The organism is Mangrovitalea sediminis, assembly GCF_002514725.1.
Lineage (GTDB): Bacteria > Pseudomonadota > Gammaproteobacteria > Pseudomonadales > Oleiphilaceae > Mangrovitalea > Mangrovitalea sediminis.
In genome coordinates this window covers 74,759-94,846 of record NZ_NTLB01000007.1, presented here as the reverse complement: position 1 = coordinate 94,846, position 20,088 = coordinate 74,759, and the positions used below count along the sequence as shown (strand labels likewise).

Sequence of the window (20,088 nt, the reverse complement as noted above, 5' to 3'; positions counted from 1 at the left end):
ACTCGTTCAGGGTCATTCTTCCAGGTAGGTGTAGCCGCGAAGTCCCTGTTCCAGTTCCTGGAGCAGGGCGGCTTGCTCACCGGTATCCAGTTCGGCGCGCGCGAGCTGTTCCCGGTAGCTGTCGATCAGGCTCTCCGGATCGAAGTTTACATAGCGCAGGATCTTTTCGACGGTGTCGCCGGCGATGGGATGGTCGATCCGGTAGTGCCCTTCGCTGTCGATCGCAATGTCGACCGAGTTCGTGTCGCCAAACAGGTTGTGCATATCGCCCAGGATTTCCTGATAGGCGCCGGTGAGGAAGAAACCCAGCAGGCGTTCCTTACCGGGCGGCACTTCCGGCAATGGCAATGTGGTCTCGATTCCGCTGCCGTCGACATACTGGTCGACCCGGCCGTCCGAGTCGCAGGTGATGTCCTGGATTACCCCGCGACGGGTCACCGGCTCGTGGAGGTTCTCAATGGGTAGAATCGGGAATATCTGATCGATGCCCCAGACGTCCGGCAGCGACTGGAACAGCGAGAAGTTCACGAACAACTTATCGGCCAGTTTCTCGTGCAATTCGTCGATGATTTCCCGGTGCATCCGGTTATCCGAATTGAGATGTGTACGCAGATGCAGGCAGGTGGCCAGGTAAATACGCTCCGCCTGCGCGCGGTCATCGAGGCTGAGCTGGCTGTGCGCGAACTGGGTGTGGACGTCGCTGATGGCGTGCACCACGTCGTGATAGATCTCGACCATGGAACGCCGGCCGGTACCGTCCAGCAGGTCCCGATAGTCGGTCCACAGGTCGCGTAGCGGCGCCGGTGCATCGCCGGAAGGTGCCTCGGGCACCGTCACTTCGGGTGACTCGACATCGATGACATTGGTCACCAGAACGGCATGATGGGCGGTCATTGCACGGCCGGACTCGCTGATGACGTCCGGATGCGGCACTCCCGCCTGATCGCATTCTTCACGCAGGGTGTGGATCACGTTATAAGCGTATTCGGACACGCTGTAGTTGATCGAGCAGGCACTGCGCGAACGGGTGCCTTCGTAGTCGATGCCCAGTCCGCCGCCGATGTCGATGGTCGCAATCGGTGCGCCCAGGGCGTGTAGCTCGCTGTAGAAACGGGCACATTCCTTCAGGCCGGTTTGGATATCGCGAATATTGGCGATCTGGGAACCGAGATGGAAATGAAGCAGTTGCAGGCTCTCGAGTGCGTCATTCTGGCGCAACAAAGACACGACATCGAGAATCTGTGAGGCGGAAAGCCCGAATTTGGATTTCTCGCCACCGGTGTTCTGCCAATTTCCCTTGCCGATGCTCGACAGGCGGGCGCGGATGCCGATCAGCGGCTGTACACCGAGTGCCTTGGATTCTTCCAGGATCAGGCGCAATTCCGACTGTTTCTCGACGACGATATGCACCCGGTGGCCCAGACGGCGACCGATCAGGGCCAGGCGGATGTACTCCCGGTCCTTGTAACCGTTACAGATAATCACGGAACCAGGGCGCTGGGAGAGGGCGAGAACCGCCATCAGCTCCGGCTTGCTGCCTGCCTCAAGGCCGATTTGTCCGTCCGTCGCCGCAGGCTCGCTGCGCAGGATTTCCTCCACCACGCGGCGTTGCTGGTTGACCTTGATCGGGTAAACGGCGGTGTAACGCCCGCGATATCCTTCCTGGTGCGACACCTGGTTGAAGGCCCCGCACAGGGTATTGACGCGATCGTGCAGGATATCGCTGAATCGCAACAGGACCGGCATCTGCAGGTCCCGGGTCGCGAGCTCCCGTACCAACTGCGGCAAATTCACCTGCGCCGGACTGTTGTCCCTGTGGGGCCTGATAATGACTTCGCCGGCTGGGTTGACGTCAATGTAGCCGTCGCTCCAGTAGGGGATGTTGTAGGCGTCCAGGGCTTTGTCGCGGGTGTTGCGGATCATCGTTGGTCAGTTCCTCTCAGGCCGGGGCATGTGTCGCCGGGCGCCAGGAAGGGCGCGGATTGCCATTGTATAGGGAAATGCGCTGACGACATAAATGTTCTGTATGGTCTGGTCCCGTCATACAATAACGCCTTTGCTCTCTCGCACTGTTCAGGAGGTTGTCCCATGGCGCAATTGAACGATGACTGGTTCACCGAGGTGTTCCAGGACGAAGGTACGGCATTTTCCCTTAAGATTCGCGGTCGGCTGCATGAAGAGCAGACGGCCTATCAGCATCTGGAGGTTTTCGATACCGAAACCTTCGGCAAGCTGATGGTGATCGATGGCTGCGTCATGTTGACGGAGCGCGACAACTTTCTCTACCACGAGATGATGACGCATCCGGCGCTGTTTACCCACAAGAACCCGAAGAAGGTCGTGATCGTCGGCGGTGGTGACTGCGGTACCCTGAAAGAGGTGCTCAAGCATCCGGGTGTCGAGGAAGCCTGGCAGGTGGAGATCGATGAGCGTGTGACGCGGGTGTCCGAGCAGTATTTCCCGGAGTTGTGCACCTCCAATAACGATCCCCGCGCTAACTTCTTCTTTGGTGACGGCATCCAATGGATGCGCGACATCGAACCGAACAGTGTGGACATCATCATCGTCGACAGTACGGATCCGGTAGGTCCGGCCGAAGGGCTGTTCGCGGTGGATTTCTATCGTGACTGTATGCTGGCCCTGCGGGACGGCGGCATCATCGTGCAACAGAGCGAATCCCCTCTGCTGCATGCCGAAACCATTATCCGCGACATCCACAAGGACATGCGCGAAGCCGGGTTCAGCCATGTGCGCACCCTGCCGTTCCCGCAGCCGGTCTACCCGACAGGCTGGTGGAGTTGCACCATGGGTGGCAAGCAGATTCCGTTGCAGTATTTCCGCGAGGAGGATGCAACCGATCGCCCGTTCGTGACTCGTTATTACAACGCCGACATTCACCGTGGCGCCCTGGCCCAGCCGCAGTTCATGGTGGATTTGCTGGAAGGCTGAAGGTCTAACCCTGCCGTCAATAAAAAGGGCGCCCCATCGTAGGGCGCCCTTTTTTAGTTATGTTACAGCACTAGCCTTTGACTTACCCGACGCGCTCGCCCTGGAGTGCAACATCCAGATCATGTAGGGCGCAATGCCCTTCGGTTATTGCGGCCTACCCATCGACGTTCCGGTGTTGCGACTAAATTGGCAAACAAAAAAAGGGGCTCCCGCTATGGGGCACCCCTTTCTTTTGCGTTGTTGTAAGGCTTCAGCGCTAGCCTTTAATTATTCAACCCGTTCGCCGTGGAGTGCGACGTCCAGACCTTCGCGCTCTTCGTCAGTGCTGACGCGCAGGCCGATGGTGACATCCAGGACTTTAAGGATGATGTAGGTGAGAACGCCGCTGTACACCAGCGTTGCGCAGACACCCAGAATCTGGGTGACGACCTGGCCGGCATTGCCTTCGATCAGACCTGAAGTGCCGCCAATACCTTTCAGTGCGAACACACCAGTCAGGATGGCGCCGACGATACCGCCGATACCGTGTACACCGAAGCAGTCCAGGGAATCGTCGTAGCCCAGCATGTGCTTCAGGCCAGTGGCGCCCCAGTAGCAGATCACGCCAGCTGCGATACCGATCCAGAGCGAGCCCATCGGGCCAACGAAGCCGGAAGCCGGAGTGATGGCGACCAGGCCAGCGACGGCACCGGAAGCGATACCCAGAACGCTCGGCTTTCCTTTGACGATCCACTCAGCGAACATCCAGCCCAGGGCCGCTGCAGCGGTAGCGATCTGGGTTACGGTCATGGCCATTGCCGCACGGCCGTCAGCCGCCAGTTCCGAACCGGCATTGAAGCCGAACCAGCCTACCCACAGCATGGCTGCACCGATAACGGTCAGGACCAGGTTGTGCGGCGCCATGGATTCTTTGCCGAAGCCCACACGCTTGCCGAGAACCAGGGCACAGACCAGACCGGCAATACCGGCGTTGATGTGTACAACGGTGCCGCCGGCGAAGTCCAGAATGCCTTTGTTGCCCAGCCAGCCGCCGCCCCAGACCCAGTGACAGATCGGAGAGTAGACGACGAGAACCCAGATGCCCATGAACCACAGCATGGCGGAGAACTTCATGCGGTCAGCGAAGGCACCGGTGATCAGCGCCGGGGTGATGATGGCGAAGGTCATCTGGAAGACCATGAACAGGGACTCGGGGATAGTGCCCTGAAGGGTGTCGACACCGATGCCGTGCAAGAACATCTTGCTCAGGCCGCCCATGAAGGCATTACCGCTGTCGAAGGCGATGGAGTAACCCGCGACCATCCACAGGATGGTGACGATGCAGGTGATCGCAAAGCTCTGCATCATGGTGGCCAGGACGTTCTTCTTGCGGACCATGCCGCCATAGAACAGGGCCAGACCTGGAATGGTCATGAACAGAACAAGGGCTGTCGAGGTCAGCATCCACGCTGTATCGCCCGAGTTGAGCGTTGGCGTGTCTGCCAGTGAGAGACTGCTGAAACTCAGCAGTCCCAGGGCTATAAGGGCTTTAGACATATGGCGCATTATTGTCGCTCCTATGATCTTCTCGTCGGTTTGTCGAAGCAGTTCGATACCGGCGCAACCGTCGATGCGAAATGTCAGTTCCGGATTTCGTAATCGCTGGACGCAACTTCCCCGTTGTGTCCGGCCAAGGCCGGTCACTGGAGGTGAATCCCGGAATCGGACTTTCCCATCAAGCCTTCCGCACTAGGCTTTCGGAAAGAAGGTTTTTTGCGTTGGCTGCTCGGTGTTGGCTAAACCTTTATCAGACGGCGTCTTCGCCCGTCTCCCCTGTACGAATACGGATGGCCTGTTCGAGATCTGTCACGAAGATCTTGCCATCACCGATCTTGCCGGTGTTGGCTGCCTTCGAGATGGCTTCGATGACCTGGTCCAGCAAGTTGTCTGCAATCGCAACTTCCACTTTGACCTTGGGCAGGAAGTCCACGACATACTCCGCGCCGCGATACAGCTCGGTGTGGCCTTTCTGACGACCAAAGCCTTTGACTTCAGTGACTGTCACGCCTTGCACGCCAATCTCGGAGAGTGCTTCACGCACGTCATCGAGCTTGAAAGGCTTGATTATGGCTGTCACGAGTTTCATTGATTTCTCCTTGATAGTGCCGCCTTAAAAGGAACTTCACCGGGAAACCCGGCGAGGAGTCCGGGATGCCCTTCTGATCGCACCGATTGTCGTGCGGACAGTGTGCGAACGTCTTAGCATCCCTTGTGCCAACGCAAAAAAAGTTAGGATAAACAATATGTTGATTGATGATGGCCCTGTATTGGGTCACTTTGGTGCACCATTATAGCGCTCAGACCTGCAGTATGAACCAATTGAGTGCGTAGTGATCACCAATGAGGCAATCAACCGCAGCCGGTGCCAGGCTGTGCTAGAATCGGCGCCATCGTTCACAGGGTAGCGCGTAGAGGGCAAAAAGTGTGAAAGCACCGCATGAATTTTTTGCACAGTTGCAGGATCAGGTCGGTCGTGTCGTGCCGGATATGGCGCGTGCGGCGCGGGAAGACTTCGAACAGCATGCTCGCGCGGCGGTATCGTCGGCACTGGCTCGCCTGGATCTGGTGACCCGGGAAGAGTTCGATGCCCAGTCCGCCGTGCTCCAGCGTACCCGTGAAAAGGTGGACGCTCTGGAACGCCAGGTCGCCGAGCTGGAAAAGATGCTCGCCGCGGACAAGGACTGATCCTGTCAGCGTGAAACGGGGCTTCGCGCAGGACGCCGGGCCCCGGTGATGCGATCGGTTTGACGCATCACGCCATATCGCTTTTCTCATAACATTGCATGGAAGGGATGCCATGACTCTGGCTATCGTACGCACCCGCGCAAGGGTGGGCATTGAAGCGCCCGCCGTCACTGTTGAAATCCACCTCTCCAATGGGCTGCCCGGACTGTCGATTGTCGGCCTCCCGGAAACCGCCGTAAAGGAAAGCAAGGACCGCGTTCGCAGTGCCTTGATGAATGCCGGCTTTGAATTTCCGGCGCGCCGGATCACGATCAATCTCGCCCCTGCCGATTTGCCGAAAGAAGGTAGCCGCTTTGATTTACCGATCGCGCTGGGGATTCTGGTCGCGTCGGGGCAGGTGCCCGCGGATCGCATCGACCAGCACGAGTTTGTCGGGGAACTGGCCCTGGACGGCGTTTTGCGTCCCGTCAGGGGCGTGTTGCCCGCCGTGATTGCCGCCCGTCGCAGCGGTCGCCAACTGGTCCTGCCACACGCCAATCTCACCGAGGCGGCGCTTTCCAGTCGTGAGGATACCTTTACCGCGAAACACCTGCTGGCAGTCTGTGCCCATTTGTGTGGCGAGGAACCGCTGACGGCGGTCAAACCGGTGGACTCGGGGGCAGCACCCCGACGGGGCGGCCCGGATCTGGCGGATGTCCGGGGACAGAAACTGCCCAAGCGCGCCCTGGAAATCGCTGCGGCGGGCGGGCATAACCTCTTATTCTTTGGTCCGCCGGGAACCGGCAAAAGCATGCTCGCGCAGCGTTTGCCCGGTCTCCTGCCACCATTGGCGGAGGATGCGGCACTCTCGGTGGCGGCCATTCATTCCGTTGCCGGTCAGCAGATCGATCCCGAGCGCTGGCGGGAACCGCCATACCGGGCGCCGCATCATACGGCGTCGGCCGTCGCCCTGGTGGGTGGTGGCTCAAGTCCGAGGCCCGGTGAGATTTCGCTTGCGCATCAAGGCGTGCTCTTTCTGGATGAGCTGCCGGAATTTGATCGAAAAGTGCTGGAAGTGCTGCGTGAGCCGATGGAGTCCGGTCAGATCATGATTTCGCGAGCAGCATCTCAGGTGACCTATCCGGCACGCTTTATGGTGGTTGCGGCCATGAACCCCTGTCCCTGCGGCTATCGGGGGCATCCCTCCATAGATTGCCGCTGCACGCCGCAACAGGTGGTGCGTTATCAGACCAAACTGTCCGGCCCGCTTCTCGATCGCTTCGATCTGCATGTGGAGGTTCCGGTACAGGAGGGCAAGGTGCTGTTGGCGGCGGCGCCAACGGAAGAATCTTCGGATATCGTTCGTCAGCGGGTCGACGCAGCGAGGGAATCGCAGCTGACGCGTGGCTGCCGCAATGCGGATCTGGTGGGGGCAGCCCTCAATCAGGCGTGCGCGCTGGACGATGGCAGTCGCGCTTTGCTGGAGCAGGCCATGAACCGGTTGGGCCTGTCCGCCCGTGCAATGCACCGCATTCTGCGGGTTGCGCGCACTATTGCCGATCTGGCGCAGTCCGAATGTATCCAGCGGGGCCATCTGGTGGAAGCGCTCGGTTATCGCGCCGCGTTGGCGCCCTCCACGCTCATGCAAAACTGATCCCTTGTCTTTGCCTTGTCGTAGGAGTCCCTCGTCAAGCAGGCATGGACGTTAATCCTGTAAGGCCCTAAACTGCGGCCCCGATTTGATGAAGCCGGTTGGCCTACCGTTGCGCTGGCGGCAAACTCTGGAAAGACAGCAATGACCGATAACCAGACCCCCGAAACCGGCCGCCAACGCGGCATCCGCAGCTTTGTGATCCGTGGCGGCCGCATGACCGACGCCCAGAAAAAGGCCTACGATGCAGGCTGGCCCAAATTTGGGCTGGAGGTGGCGCAAGGGGTGATCGATCCCCGTGACTGTTTTGGCCGCGAAGCGCCGCTGACGTTGGAAATCGGTTTCGGTATGGGCCAGTCCCTGGCCGAAATGGCGGATGCTGCACGGGAGCAGGATTTTATCGGTATCGAAGTTCATAAGCCCGGTGTCGGCGCACTGCTACGGGAAGTGGAAACCCGTCAGCTCGATAATGTCCGCATCTATTGCACCGATGCCAACGACGTCATCGATCGCTGCCTGCCGGATGCCTGCCTGGATCGCGTTCTCCTGTTCTTTCCCGATCCCTGGCACAAAAAGCGTCATAACAAACGCCGTCTGCTGCAGCCGGAATTCGCCCAGCGTATCCGCCACAAACTTCGTGTTGGTGGCATCTTTCACATGGCGACCGACTGGCAGGAATACGCCGAGCACATGATGGAAGTGATGAGCGACGCTGAAGGCTTCGAAAACACCTTGCCCGCCGGTCAATACGCGCCCCGCCCGGACGATCGGCCCATCACCAAGTTCGAGAGGCGTGGCGAGCGCCTGGGGCACGGGGTGTGGGATTTGCTGTTCCGGCGCACGAATTAGACGCCGGTCAGCGTCGCCGAGACCCTGGGGAGCAAAAACTCGGTGAACCAGCTCCCTGGTATCAACAGGTAATTGCCGGTTTGTTTTTCCATTCATGCACCTGCCTGCGGTGGGAATAAGCGAACCTGTGACAGCTGAGAAATGTTCTAGGGTTCGTATTTTTGCACCGCAGGGACTGCTATTCGTTTAGCGAAGCATTTAGAAACAATAGGATCGGGGTGGCTTCTCCGGATCAACAGATCCTCGGCAACGGATCGTCCTCCAGTTCGTCCAGAACCCGTTGTCCCCCCAGGCTCGTCGTCAGTACCACGGGGCCTGTCTTGTGGTCGATGGTTCCGATGATCGCGGCGTCGGCTCCCTGTGGCAGTGCCCGCCAGAGGGCGAGCGCCTTCTCCGCATCTTGTTCTGACACCACTGCCACGACCCGGCCTTCGCAGGCCAGATAGTAAGGGTCGTAGCCCAGCATCTCGCACACGGCTTTGACCGGGGCGCGCACGGGCACGGCGCTTTCTTCCAGGCTCATGCCATAACCGGTCGCTTCGCGGATTTCATGGGTCACGGTGGCGAGGCCGCCCCGTGTCGGGTCGCGCATGAAGCGGAGGCCCGGAAGCGCGTGCAGGGCGCGGGTGAGGGGGAGTACGCAGGCGGCGTCGGAGGTGAGGCTGCCGGAGAGCCCGAACTGTTCGCGGGCGAGCATGACGGCGATGCCGTGGTCGCCGATGGGACCGCTGACCAGGAGGCGGTCGCCGGGTTCTATGTGCTCCAGACCCAGGTTGAGCCGGGGCACCCGCGTCCCGATACCGGTGGTGACGAGATAGAGGCCGCCGCCTTCCCCGCGGGCAACGACTTTGGTATCCCCAGCCACGATGGCGACGCCAGCCTCCCGGGCCGTGTCGCCCAGGCTGGCGATCAACCGGTCCAGACGTGCGATCTCGAAGCCTTCCTCGATCAGGGCGTTGACCGTGAGGTAACGGGGTTCGGCTCCGGCGACAGCAAGATCGTTGAGGGTGCCGTGCACCGCCAGTGAGCCGATATTGCCGCCGGGGAACTCCAGCGGGTTTACCGTGAAACTGTCTGTAGTGATCATCAGGTCGCCGCTGATATCGGGCAACGGGGCGGCGTCCCGTTGGGTGTTCAGGCTGTCACCGAAATGACGGACGAACAGGCTGGCGATCAGTTCGCGCATACGGCGGCCGCCGTTGCCATGTGCCAGCTGGATATAGCGGTCGTCATGCATGCTGGTAAAGGATCTCCATGATTTGGCCGAAGGCCAGGGCGCCGTCGTTGGCCGGCAGTTGGCGAGGCAGGGCGACGTTGAAGCCTTCGGCCATCAGTCTGGCGTGGCAGATCTCGGTCAGCAACCGATTCTGGAAGACGCCACCGGTCAGGCCGACGTGAACGAACGGCGTATTCTTCTGAACGTGCAAGGCTTGCTGGACCAGCGTTTCCGCCAGACAGGTGTGGAAGGCGCCCGCCCGTTCAGCGGTGCTCAGACTGTCGTCAGACAGCCGTGACAGCAAGGGCTGCCAGTCGGCGCGCCAGATACCCTCATCATCCTGGTGCAGGGGCAAGGGCTCGGCGGCGATGTCGCGGGCGGCGAGTGCTTCCAATTGCATGGGTGCCTGCCCCTCGTAGCTGGCCGCGTGACAGAGGCCCAGAAGCGCGGCCGCTCCGTCGAAAAGGCGGCCGACCGACGTGGTCGCCGGGCAGTTGATGTCCTTCGCCCATGCCTCTCGCACCAGGCTGGGCGCATCCCAATCGCCACCCGTGTCCCATTGCAGTGCAGCGGCACTGCGCCAGGGTTGGCGGGCGGCACGTTCGCCGCCGGGCAGGCGGAAGGGGCGCATACTGGCCACCCGCCTCCAGTGGCCGGGTTTACCCAGCAGTGCCTCACCACCCCAGAGCGTAGCGTCCGTGCCGAGGCCCGCGCCATCCCAGGTGAAGATCAGCCAGCCTGTCTCATCCATGGCCGTATGCATGGCAACCTGTTCGCCGACCAGCGCTGACGCATGGGCGTGATGATGGAAGATTGTCTGGCAGGGGAGTCCAGAGTCTCTGGCCCAGCGGCTGCTGGCATAGTCCGGGTTGGCATCGCACAGGACCCGGCTGGGGCGGACGCTGTAGAGGCGCTGCAGGTCGGTGATGACCTGCGCAAAAACAGCGCGCGCGCGGGGCGACTCCAGATCGCCGATGTGGGGGGAGAGTACCAGGCGCCGACCCCAGGCGAGGGCGATGGTGTTTTTCATGTGGCCGCCGACGGCGAGGACCGGTTCGCCGACAGGGTGGGGCAAGGTCCATTCCACGGGCGCGGTGCCTCGCCCCAGTCGTATGGCGCGCAACTGGCCTGCCACCGGACGCAGAACCGGATCGTCGGCAGGTCTGGCAATGGGGCGATTATGGTGAAGGTAAGCATCGGCGATGCCCGACAGCCGCTCGCGAGCCTCTTGCCGATCGGTGAGTACCGGCTCGCCGCTCAGGTTGCCGGAGGTGGCAATCAGCGGGCCGCCAAAGGCCCGACTCAGTAACGCTTGCAGTGGGCTACCTGGCAGCATCACGCCAATATCCTTCACACCGGGCGCCACGGCACCGGCCAGCCCGTTATGGGGGCGCCTGGGCAGCAACAGGATCGGGCGGGCGGGGTCGCGTAGCGCGTTGAGCGTTGTGGTATCGACGATGACCGCTTGTTCCAGGGCCTTCAGATCATCGGCAAACAGGACGGCAAAGGGCTTGTCGGGGCGCTGTTTGCGCTGACGCAGGCGCTGCACGGCGGCCTCGTTTTTCGCATCGGCCATCAGGTGATAGCCGCCGACGCCTTTTACCGCCACGACCTTTCCGGCGCGCAGCGCGTCGACGGTTGCCGAGAGGGCGTCTGGTGTATTCCCTATGCGACGGTCACCGGACTCGAACTGCAACTGTGGCCCGCACGCTGGGCAGGCCAGCGGCTCTGCATGAAAACGCCGGTCATCCGCTGAGTCGTATTCAGCCTGACAGGCGCTACAGAGCGGGAAGGCGGTCATGGTGGTGCGCTGACGATCGTAGGGCATAGCCTCGATCACCGTATAGCGAGGGCCGCATTGGGTGCAGTTGATAAAGGGATAGTGGTAACGGCGGTCCGTCGGGTCTTCCAGTTCGTGCAGGCATTCCGGGCAGCAATGCCGGTCGGCGGGAACCTGAATGTCCGTTGCGTCGGTGTAGTTGTCGGTGTAGTTGTCGGTGTCGGCGTCGCTGTCGAGAATCCGGAAACCCGGCTCCCCGGGCATGGCGCACAAGGTGCCGGGTGCGAGCTGCGGGCGAGCCAGTGGCGGTGCTTCGGCGATAAGTCGTTGTTCGAACTGCGTCAATTGCGGTTCCGGTCCGGCAGCAATCACTTCCACCCAGCCGCTCCGGTTGCGCACATGGCCGCTGAGTCCCAGTCCGGTGGCGAGGCGGTACACAAAGGGACGAAAGCCCACGCCCTGAACTTGGCCGTGGATATGCCAGCGGCGACAAACGTTCTGGGGGGCGCGGTTCATGGGCTTTCTACTGACGAGACCGATTCTGGCGAGACGGGTTCGCGTACACCGGTCGCCCACCAGATGCGGCAGGCGCCTTCATCGGACACCATGCAGGGGCCGATGGGGTGACGCGGCTGGCAGGCGCGTCCATACAAGGGACATTGGTTGGGGTAGATCTGCCCCAGTACCACCTGGGCGCAGGCGCAGCCCGGCGGCATCTCTCCGGCGCGCCGGCGCTGCGGGTCGCTGCAGTCGGGGAAACGGCGTCGCGCGTCCTGCGCCCCATAGGCGGGCTGCAGGGCAAAGCCGGAACCGGCAATGGTACCGATGCCCCGCCAGTTGGCGTCGCCAACGGTCATAACCTGATCCAGCAGGGCCTGGGCCTGCGGGTTGCCGCCGGGGTGAGCGACGTTGGCGTAGCAGTTGTCGAGGAAAATCCGGCCGCTTTGCGCCTGCCGCAGGGCTGAGTAGATGGCGGCCAGCAGCGAGGCGTTCTGGAAGCCGGCAACGGCGGTAGGAAGTCCATACTGCCCGGGCACAAAGCGCCATTCCTCCGGTCCCATGATCGTCGAGACATGTCCCGGCGCAATCAGGGCGTCGAAGCCGGGCTGCTGCCCGGGTTTCTGACCGTCTGCCAGAAGCATGGCCACGGCGGGCCAGGTTTTGCGTCCCGACAGCAGGATGGAGAGATTCTCCGGTACGCCTTCGGCGAGCATGGCCGCGACCGGCGCCATGGTGGTTTCGAAACCAGCGGCAAAAAATACGGTCTCGCGCCCGGGTGTGTCACGGGCAATGCGAACGGCTTCCATCGGACTGGCGACGGGGCGGACATCCGCGCCGGCCGCCCGGGCTTCTTCCAGCGAACGCGGTTCGCTTCTGGGGCCGTTCACCGGAACGCGCAGCATATCCCCGAAGGCCACCAGCGTGACCTTCTCATCCAGTGCCAGCCGGATCGCCTGAAAGATATCCTCTTCCGGGCAGACGCAGACCGGGCAGCCGGGGCCGGGGATCAGCTCTATGCCCGCGGGCAGTAGCGAACGCAGCCCCGCCATGCTGATGGTCCGCTCATGGCCACCGCAAACATTCATGATGCGGAAACGGGGCGGGATCGGCAGGGCTCGGATACGCTCCAGCCAGCGACGGGCTTCGTCCATGGGGAACCTTCAGGCGCTTTGTGCAGCGAGGGTGGTCTGAACGCTTCGTCGCTGGTCGCGCAGCCAGCCGAACCAGGTTTCCAGACCTTCGCCTTGACGGGCGGACAGGGGCATGACCGGCGCCTGACTGGCCAGGCGGCGCAGGAAGGCTTCGGCACGTGCCGGGTCGAAATCCCCCAGGTAGGGGAGCAGGTCGATCTTGCTGATCAGCACAAGATCGGCAGCGCGGAACATGACCGGGTATTTGGCCGGTTTGTCGTCGCCCTCGGTGACCGATAACAGAATGACGTTCGCATGCTGGCCCAGATCGAAACTGGCGGGGCAGACGAGGTTGCCGACGTTTTCGATAAAGACGATATCCAGGTTGGCCAGATCCAGCTGTTCCAGGGCGTCTTTGATCATTTGGGCGTCGAGGTGGCAGGCGTTGCCTGTCGTGATCTGTAACGCCGGCACGCCCTGGGCGCGGATGCGCTGGGCGTCGAGGTCGGTCTCCAGGTCGCCTTCCAGCACGGCACAGCGAAATTCGCTCGCCAGCTGCGCGAGGGTGGCTTCCAAAAGGGTGGTTTTACCCGCGCCGGGAGACGACATCAGGTTGATCGCCAACACCTGATGTTGGGCGAAGTGGTTACGGATATCATCGGCCACGGCCTGATTCTGCAGATGCAGGCTCTGCAATAGCGGCAGAGTCTGTGTCTCCGGCCGGTGGAGGGGCGCGAGTCGCTGAGCGGGTCCGTTGAGGCTGCAGCCGCAGTCCTGGCACATGACGGTATCCTCCTAAGTCTGGATAGCGGGTTCGGTACGGAGATCGGCGCTGACCAGCAACAGTTCGTCGCCGCCGCGCAATTGGGTATCGGCTGCACCGCAGCGTCGGCAGCGCAGATCGTTGGGGCTGGCTTCACTGTCGGTTTGGCAGGCCGGGCAATAGACGAGAACCGGCACTGTTTCGATCACCAGCTCGGCACCTTCCGCGAGACTGCCCTCGCTGGCCAGAGGGAAGGCGTCCCGGAGCAATTTCGGTTCGGCGCCGGACAATGGGCCCACGCGCAGGGTGACACGGATGACCTGAGCGGCCCCCTGGTCGCGGGCCAGTCTTTCCAGTTGTCCCAGCAAGGCCCGGCAAAGACTGAATTCATGCATGGTCGCTGTCTCCCGCGACCATGGCGTCGTAGGTTTCCCAGGCCGTGCGCGCCGCCTGGTCGTCAATGCGTTCGATGGCGTATCCCACATGTACCATGACGAAGTCGCCGGGTGACAGCGGCGCTCCCTGCATCAGCATCAGGTTGACGTCGCGTGCGATGCCCCTGGCCTGACAGCGGGCAATCAGGCCGTCGATGTGCTCGATCTGCATGGGGATGCCCAGACACATAGGGTCATACGCTCCTGATAGCGGTCCGTCATTGCCTGTCGGTCAGGACAGGAATGGTTGGGGACGGTGAGGATGTGGCCTGGGACCATTCTGCCAGCAGCGAGCTCAGTTTGGCGACGGCCTGGGGAATGGCCGCTTGCACGGGTAACGACAGCTGTTTCAGCGACGTCTGAGACGGGTCGGCTTCGATGCCGATCAGGGCCAGGCGGGTGGGCAGCAGATCCAGTGCCTCTCCCAGGGCCAGTGCTTCGGCGACGCCGAGTTGATGGCTGGACCAGATCCGACTCTCCGTCAGCAGGTCCTCGCGGGTGAGGCTCAGTACGCTGCCGGCTTCGAAGCCAGCGCGCAGGGCGTCTACCAGAACGACCGCGTCCATGCCCTCCAGATATCGCAGCAGGCTGGCGCCGGGCCGGTCCAGTTCGAGAAGGGTGACCGTGCTCGGTAACGGTTGGTGGGCCAGCGACCTTACCACGTGCCAGCCCACCTGATCGTCGCCTGAGGGCGATCCCACGCCGATGACTCGGATGCTGTTCATAACCGCTCCGTGGTTAATCGTAGAAAATGCGTGGCACAGGAGATACAGGGGTCGTAGTTGCGAATCACCTGTTCGCAATGCTGGCGCAGCGCGTCGTCCGGCTGGTCCAGCCCGAAGTCGGTCAGCGACTCCCGCAGATCCGCTTCGATACGGGCCTGGTTCTGGCTGGTCGGCGGTACGATGCGGGCCGCCGTGATCAGGCCCTGGGCGTCGACGTCATAGCGATGCCACAAGAGACCGCGGGGCGCTTCGCTGCACCCGAAGCCGGTGCCGGCTTTCGGTGTGACCGGTACAAAGGGCTGCGCCGGTCGGCGGTAGGCGCCCAGCAGGCGAATGGCTTCGTGCAGGGCATAATAGATTTCGATGGCTCGTGCTACCATGCCGTGGAACGGATTGGCGCTGGGCCAGTCAATGGGCAGGCTGTCCATAAGATGCGTGACTGCCGCCGGCAGACGGTCGCGGTGCAGATTGAGCCTGGCCATCGGCCCCACCAGATAGGGCTGGCCGTCGAGGAGGCTGTACAGCGCCGTCGAATGGGGCTCCTGATGCTCGGCAAACTGTTGCTCGAAAGCGCTCTTGTCGATGGACAGTCCCCGGTCGGAGACGATGCGGCCGCCGACCAGCGGATAGTCGTCGCTCTGGCAGGCAACTGACGGAAAGGATTGGGTTCGCTCCGGCAGGTCGATGGCCGCTGTCCAGCGCACCATGGCTTCCGCCTGGGGTAACGCGTCACGCAGCTGGCGTAGCAGGTTGTCCACCTCCCGCTCATCGGGGGCATGGTGGAAGCCGCCGACGCGCACGCCAACCGGGTGCACCGAGCGGGCGCCCAGCAGCCGGATCAGCGCATTGCCAAGCCCTTGCAGATGCATGCCCCGTCGCACCTCGTCCGGGTGGTCCTTGGCCATGGCCATCACATTGTCGTAGCCGAAGAAATCCGGGGCGGCGAGCAGGTGGATATGCAGGCTGTGGCTCTCGATCCATTCGCCGCAATACAGCACGCGCCGCATGTCCTGAACCCAGGGGCCCGGGTCGATGCCGAACAGGCTCTCCAGCGCATCCACGGCACTCATTTGGTAGGCCACCGGGCAGATACCGCAGATGCGGGCGACCAGGTCCGGGACCTCTTCATAGGAGCGGCCCTCGAGGAACTTTTCGAACAGCCGCGGCGGCTCGAAGATGGCCAGCTGCAACTGTTCGATCTGGCCGTCCCGAATGCGCAGGTGCAGTGCACCCTCGCCTTCGACTCGGGTGAGCACCGGTACATGAAGCTCGACCGAGCGTTGCTGCGTCTCATCCGCCATGGTCTTTTTCCTGTCGTTTCAGATCCGACTGCTGCAGACCGGCCTCATGGAACGCCGGTGCGCCGCTGGTAATCGCGTGAAAGCGGCGGGCAATGGCGTCGGGCGCCAGGCCCAAGCCTTCGAAGCGGCGGGCCAATGCCTGGGTGTTAGGGTTTTCCGCCGGTCCGTAGCAGCCGTAACAATCCCGGCCGAAGCTCGGGCAGAGGGCGCCGCAGCCGGTACGGGTGACGGGCCCCATGCAGGGGGTGCCCTGGGCGACCAACACACAGACGCGCTGCTGGCGCTTGCATTCCAGGCAGACCTTGTCCTGCTCGGTCACCGGCACCACGCCGAACAGCAGGGCGCGGATGGCGCTGACGATCTGCCGGCTGTTGACGGGGCAGCCCCAGAGTTCCAGGTCCACCTTCACCTGCCCGGCGATCGGGGTGACCTTGTCGAGCGTCGCAATGTAGTCGGGCCGGGCATAGACCTGTCCGAGCCACTGGTTATCTTCGGCGAGGTTACGTAAGGACTGGATGCCGCCCGCCGTGGCGCAGGCGCCGATACTCACCAGGAAGCGGCTATTGGCGCGTACCCGCTGGATGCGTTCGACTTCGTCCGGGGTGGAAATGCTGCCTTCGACAAAGGCGATGTCTACCGCCGCCTCCGGGTCGAGCGGGCCGGCCTCGGCGAAATGCACGATATCCACCAGTTCGGCGATCTGCAGCAACGTCTCGCCCAGATTGAGAAAGGCCAGCTGGCAGCCGTCGCAGGAGGAAAACTTGTGCACGGCGACACGGGGCTTGGCGGCGGATTCGGTCATCAGAAACCTCGCGTCCTGAACAGGGGCTTGATCGCCGGATAGGCGTAGATAGGCCCTTGCCGGCAGAGAAAGCTGGCGCCGTACTGGCAATGCCCGCAATGCCCCACGGCACACTGCATGTTGCGCTCCATGCTCAGGTAAATATGGTCTTCGGGCACACCGCGTTGCGTCAGGTTCTTGATGCCGGCCCGCATCATGCCTTCCGGTCCGCACATCATGGCAAAGCAATGGTCCGGATTGATACGGGCGTCATCGAACACGTCGGTCACCCTTCCCACATGCCAGGGCCAGATGGGGCCGCCGTGATCGGAGGCCAGCAGGACCTGGGTGTTGGGCAGCGTGCTCCAATAGGCGTAGCGATCCCGCCAGATCAGGTCTTCGCTGTGTTTGACGCCCTGGATGATGATGAGGCGCCCGTAATGCTCACGGCGCAGGAGCACATAGTTGATGACGGCCACCACCGGTGCGCAGCCGAGGCCGCCGGTGACCACCAGAACGTCGTGCCCCTCTGCGGCCTGAAGCGGCCAGGGGCGTCCGTAGGGGCCTCGAATGCCCAGACGCTGTCCGGGTTCCAGTGTCGACAACCCCTGGGATATCCGGCCAACGGCGCGGATGGTATGTCCCAGGGTTTCTGGATCGTGGGGGTCGGATGAAATCGAGATGGGGATCTCGCCCACCCCATAGAGATAGAGCATGTTGAATTGACCGGGTTCGAAACGAAAGGCTTCCCGGCGTACCGGGTCGGTCAGCTGCAGGCGCAGCGTGAAGATGCTCTTCGATTCCTGTATCCGGTCCAGGATGAGGGCTTCGGCCGGCACATAGGGGCTAGTCATGCTGCCCGCCTCCGCAAATGGCTGTGGCTTCCTCGGTGATATCGATGCCTGCCGGACACCAGCTGACGCAGCGTCCGCACCCGACGCAGCCGCTGCGGCCGTATTGCTCGTGCCAACTGCCCAGCTTGTGGGTCAGCCATTGACGATAGCGGGTGCGGGTATCGGGCCGCACCACATACCCGTGCATATAGGAGTGGTCGAGCGTGAAGCAGGAACTCCACTCTCTCACATGTTCGCTGCTGGTCCCGCTGAGATCCGGCACCTCGTTGTGACTGGAACAGAAACAGGTGGGGCAGACCGAGGTGCAGTTGCCGCAGGACAGGCAGCGGTCCGCCACCTCCTGCCAGCGGGGATGTTCCAGGTTGGCAAACAGCGCCGCCCGGAGGTTATGACCCGGCAGGGACCGGGACTGGGCAGCAATCGCTTTGTCGGTCTGGCTTTGCGCCAGGGCGATCTGCCGGGTGCTGGCGGGCACCAGCGGCAGCGATGCAAGGATCTGACGGCCTTCGTCGCTGCCGGCCTGAATCAGGAAGCCGTCCTCCAGTTCGCTGAGGTCGATGTCGTAGCCGGTCGTGGCATTGGGACCGTCGCCGGTCGAAACGCAAAAACAGGTATCTGCAGGATGTGTGCAGTTTACCGCGACGAGAAAGAGATTGGCGCGGCGGGCCATATAGTGCGCATCGGCATGGGGCGGCGCCATGAAATGGGCGTCCTGCAGGGCCAGCGCAGCGAGATCGCAGGCGCGGACGCCAATGACCGCGGTGGGTTCGGCCGGTACGGCCTGCTCACTGAAATGCATGACGCCGTCTGCTTCCCGGGTGACTTTCCAGAGGGGCTCTGTGGGTGCAAACAGCAGTGGTTTCAGCGCCTGCGGACCATTGGCCCAGGCAAACCAGCGGGGATCCGCCGATGCTTCCAGCCGGTAGTGGCCGGGCGCCTGCCGGTCATGGCGTCCCAGCGGCAGTTGGGTGACGGAGGTCAGGCGGTCGTAGAGGATGGCGCCGTCGCGCTCCTGGGGGCCCAGGCACCGATAACCGGCCGCAATCAGTGCGTCGATCAGGTGTTGCAGCGCTGCGCGCGGCAGGAATCCGGGAACGGCGTCGGCCATGATCTATCCGTCCTGATAGTCTCGAATCCTGCCGGTAAATCCTGTGCGGGCGTTGCGGCAGGTCTGGGTTTTTCGTGTGTGCGACGTCGACGTCAGACGGCCAGCTTACTGTAATGGAAAATCGCGGGTATTGGCACAGATCAAAAGGTGACGCGACGCCTTGGCGGCGTCAGGTCATCTGAAAAGCGGGCACTGGGTTGGTGCCCGTACATCGGGGCAGCGGTAATCAGAAGTCGACGCAGGGCTCGTGATAAAGCCTGGGGCAGGCCTCGCCGTTCTCACGGAACAGGTGGCAGCTGCGGGCCTGGATGCCAAGTGCAATGGCCTGGCCCTCCTGGACAGGGTTAGAGCCGTCGGTGCGCAGGGTCAGGGTGGAGGCAATGCCTTCGACATCAATGTGGGCCAGTGTTTGGTAGCCCAGCCGTTCGACGACGTTGATGGTGCCGTTGAGCACGATCTCGGCCTCGTCCGCGCTGACGAAATGTTCGGGGCGCACGCCCAGCGTCACCGGTTCTTCCGGTTTCAGGGCGCTGCCGTTGACCGGCAGGGTGATATGGATGCCGCCGGGGAGCGTGACCGTCACGTTCTGGCTGCTGGCGCTTTGGGTGCGGCCGTTAATGAAGTTCATCTGCGGCGAACCGATGAAGCCTGCGACAAAACGGGTGGCCGGGTAGTGATACAGCTCCAGCGGGCGGCCGATCTGGGCGACCGTGCCCTGATCCAGCGCCACAATCTTGTCTGCCATGGTCATGGCTTCGACCTGATCGTGGGTCACGTAGATCATGGTGGCCGCAAGACGTTTATGCAGTTTTGAAATCTCGATACGCATCTGTACGCGAAGGCTGGCGTCCAGGTTGGATAAGGGTTCGTCGAACAGGAATACCTTCGGCTCGCGGACCATGGTGCGGCCGATGGCAACGCGCTGACGTTGCCCGCCGGACAGGTCCTTCGGTTTGCGTTCGAGCAGCCTGTCGAGTTGCAGGGTGTGGGCGGCTGCAGTGACCCGGCGATCGATCTCCGGCTTGTGGGTCTTTGCCAGTTTCAGGCCGAACGCCATGTTCTCCGCCACATTCATGTGGGGATACAGCGCATAGGACTGGAAAACCATGCCCACTTCGCGATCCATGGGCGGCTTGTCATTGACTTTGTCGTTGTCGATATAGAGCTCGCCGTCCGTGATGTCCTCAAGACCGGCGATCATCCGCAGCAGGGTCGATTTGCCGCAGCCGGACGGGCCCACGAAAACGACGAACTCACCGTCTTCGATATCGATATTCACGTTGCGAGTGACTTCGACACCGCTGAAGCTTTTGCAGACATTTCTGAGAGTGACACTGGCCATG

Annotated in this window: 19 protein-coding genes; 4 read left to right on the top strand and 15 right to left on the bottom strand. The window is 62.2% G+C overall.

Annotation, left to right across the window (positions count from 1 at the left end):
- Window positions 1–12: 12 nt before the first annotated feature.
- Window positions 13–1,923 (bottom strand): biosynthetic arginine decarboxylase, encoded by a 1,911-nt coding sequence (speA, locus tag CLR77_RS17545; RefSeq protein ID WP_097462012.1) that lies wholly within the window; start codon window positions 1,921–1,923, stop codon window positions 13–15.
- Between the two features lie 165 nt (window positions 1,924–2,088).
- Between speA and speE the strand changes: the two genes are divergently transcribed.
- Complete coding sequence (speE, locus tag CLR77_RS17540) at window positions 2,089–2,949, top strand: polyamine aminopropyltransferase (RefSeq protein WP_097462011.1); 861 nt, start codon at window positions 2,089–2,091, stop codon at window positions 2,947–2,949.
- Between the two features lie 267 nt (window positions 2,950–3,216).
- Here speE and CLR77_RS17535 read toward each other — a convergent pair whose 3' ends face one another.
- On the bottom strand, window positions 3,217–4,494 hold the full coding sequence (locus CLR77_RS17535; protein WP_227519989.1) for an ammonium transporter: 1,278 nt from the start codon (window positions 4,492–4,494) through the stop codon (window positions 3,217–3,219).
- 241 nt (window positions 4,495–4,735) lie between these two features.
- Window positions 4,736–5,074: a P-II family nitrogen regulator gene (glnK, locus tag CLR77_RS17530; protein WP_097462010.1), complete on the bottom strand. Its 339-nt coding sequence runs from the start codon at window positions 5,072–5,074 to the stop codon at window positions 4,736–4,738.
- A 338-nt stretch (window positions 5,075–5,412) separates the two neighbouring features.
- On the opposite strand from glnK, the gene CLR77_RS17525 reads away from it, so the two are divergent.
- The 3 genes from CLR77_RS17525 (at window position 5,413) to trmB (ending at window position 8,152) form a co-directional block, all read left to right on the top strand.
- On the top strand, window positions 5,413–5,673 hold the full coding sequence (locus CLR77_RS17525; protein ID WP_097462009.1) for an accessory factor UbiK family protein: 261 nt from the start codon (window positions 5,413–5,415) through the stop codon (window positions 5,671–5,673).
- Between the two features lie 112 nt (window positions 5,674–5,785).
- The gene (locus tag CLR77_RS17520; protein ID WP_097462008.1) at window positions 5,786–7,306 is read left to right on the top strand and encodes a YifB family Mg chelatase-like AAA ATPase; all 1,521 of its coding nucleotides are present in this window, start codon (window positions 5,786–5,788) and stop codon (window positions 7,304–7,306) included.
- A 141-nt stretch (window positions 7,307–7,447) separates the two neighbouring features.
- Window positions 7,448–8,152: a tRNA (guanosine(46)-N7)-methyltransferase TrmB gene (gene trmB / locus CLR77_RS17515; RefSeq protein WP_097462007.1), complete on the top strand. Its 705-nt coding sequence runs from the start codon at window positions 7,448–7,450 to the stop codon at window positions 8,150–8,152.
- A 232-nt stretch (window positions 8,153–8,384) separates the two neighbouring features.
- Here trmB and hypE read toward each other — a convergent pair whose 3' ends face one another.
- The 12 genes from hypE to malK all read right to left on the bottom strand — a co-directional run bounded on the left by hypE (window position 8,385) and on the right by malK (window position 20,087).
- Window positions 8,385–9,389 carry a hydrogenase expression/formation protein HypE gene (gene hypE / locus CLR77_RS17510; RefSeq protein ID WP_097462006.1) on the bottom strand — a complete coding sequence of 335 codons (1,005 nt, stop codon included), beginning with the start codon at window positions 9,387–9,389 and terminating at the stop codon, window positions 8,385–8,387.
- Entirely contained in the window at window positions 9,382–11,664 is a 2,283-nt protein-coding gene (hypF, locus tag CLR77_RS17505) for a carbamoyltransferase HypF (RefSeq protein WP_097462005.1), read from the bottom strand. The genes hypE and hypF overlap by 8 nt, the downstream gene beginning before the upstream one ends.
- Window positions 11,661–12,800, bottom strand: a complete 1,140-nt coding sequence (gene hypD, locus CLR77_RS17500; RefSeq protein ID WP_097462004.1) for a hydrogenase formation protein HypD — start codon at window positions 12,798–12,800, stop codon at window positions 11,661–11,663. The genes hypF and hypD overlap by 4 nt, the downstream gene beginning before the upstream one ends.
- Window positions 12,801–12,809: 9 nt before the next feature.
- Window positions 12,810–13,562 (bottom strand): hydrogenase nickel incorporation protein HypB, encoded by a 753-nt coding sequence (hypB, locus tag CLR77_RS17495; RefSeq protein ID WP_097462003.1) that lies wholly within the window; start codon window positions 13,560–13,562, stop codon window positions 12,810–12,812.
- A 12-nt stretch (window positions 13,563–13,574) separates the two neighbouring features.
- Complete coding sequence (locus tag CLR77_RS17490) at window positions 13,575–13,937, bottom strand: hydrogenase maturation nickel metallochaperone HypA/HybF (protein WP_097462002.1); 363 nt, start codon at window positions 13,935–13,937, stop codon at window positions 13,575–13,577.
- The gene (locus tag CLR77_RS17485) at window positions 13,930–14,166 is read right to left on the bottom strand and encodes a HypC/HybG/HupF family hydrogenase formation chaperone (RefSeq protein ID WP_097462001.1); all 237 of its coding nucleotides are present in this window, start codon (window positions 14,164–14,166) and stop codon (window positions 13,930–13,932) included. The genes CLR77_RS17490 and CLR77_RS17485 overlap by 8 nt, the downstream gene beginning before the upstream one ends.
- Before the next feature lie 28 nt (window positions 14,167–14,194).
- On the bottom strand, window positions 14,195–14,701 hold the full coding sequence (locus CLR77_RS17480; RefSeq protein ID WP_097462000.1) for a hydrogenase maturation protease: 507 nt from the start codon (window positions 14,699–14,701) through the stop codon (window positions 14,195–14,197).
- Window positions 14,698–16,002 (bottom strand): Ni/Fe hydrogenase subunit alpha, encoded by a 1,305-nt coding sequence (locus CLR77_RS17475; RefSeq protein WP_097461999.1) that lies wholly within the window; start codon window positions 16,000–16,002, stop codon window positions 14,698–14,700. The genes CLR77_RS17480 and CLR77_RS17475 overlap by 4 nt, the downstream gene beginning before the upstream one ends.
- Window positions 15,992–16,771: an NADH-quinone oxidoreductase subunit B family protein gene (locus CLR77_RS17470; RefSeq protein WP_198962813.1), complete on the bottom strand. Its 780-nt coding sequence runs from the start codon at window positions 16,769–16,771 to the stop codon at window positions 15,992–15,994. The genes CLR77_RS17475 and CLR77_RS17470 overlap by 11 nt, the downstream gene beginning before the upstream one ends.
- Window positions 16,772–16,803: 32 nt before the next feature.
- A complete protein-coding gene (locus CLR77_RS17465) occupies window positions 16,804–17,637 on the bottom strand; it encodes an FAD/NAD(P)-binding protein (RefSeq protein ID WP_097461997.1) in 834 nt (277 codons plus the stop codon).
- Window positions 17,630–18,745: a 4Fe-4S dicluster domain-containing protein gene (locus CLR77_RS17460; protein WP_097461996.1), complete on the bottom strand. Its 1,116-nt coding sequence runs from the start codon at window positions 18,743–18,745 to the stop codon at window positions 17,630–17,632. Before CLR77_RS17460 ends, CLR77_RS17465 begins: the two co-directional genes overlap by 8 nt.
- 226 nt (window positions 18,746–18,971) lie before the next feature.
- Complete coding sequence (gene malK / locus CLR77_RS17455) at window positions 18,972–20,087, bottom strand: maltose/maltodextrin ABC transporter ATP-binding protein MalK (RefSeq protein WP_097461995.1); 1,116 nt, start codon at window positions 20,085–20,087, stop codon at window positions 18,972–18,974.
- Window position 20,088: the final 1 nt, after the last annotated feature.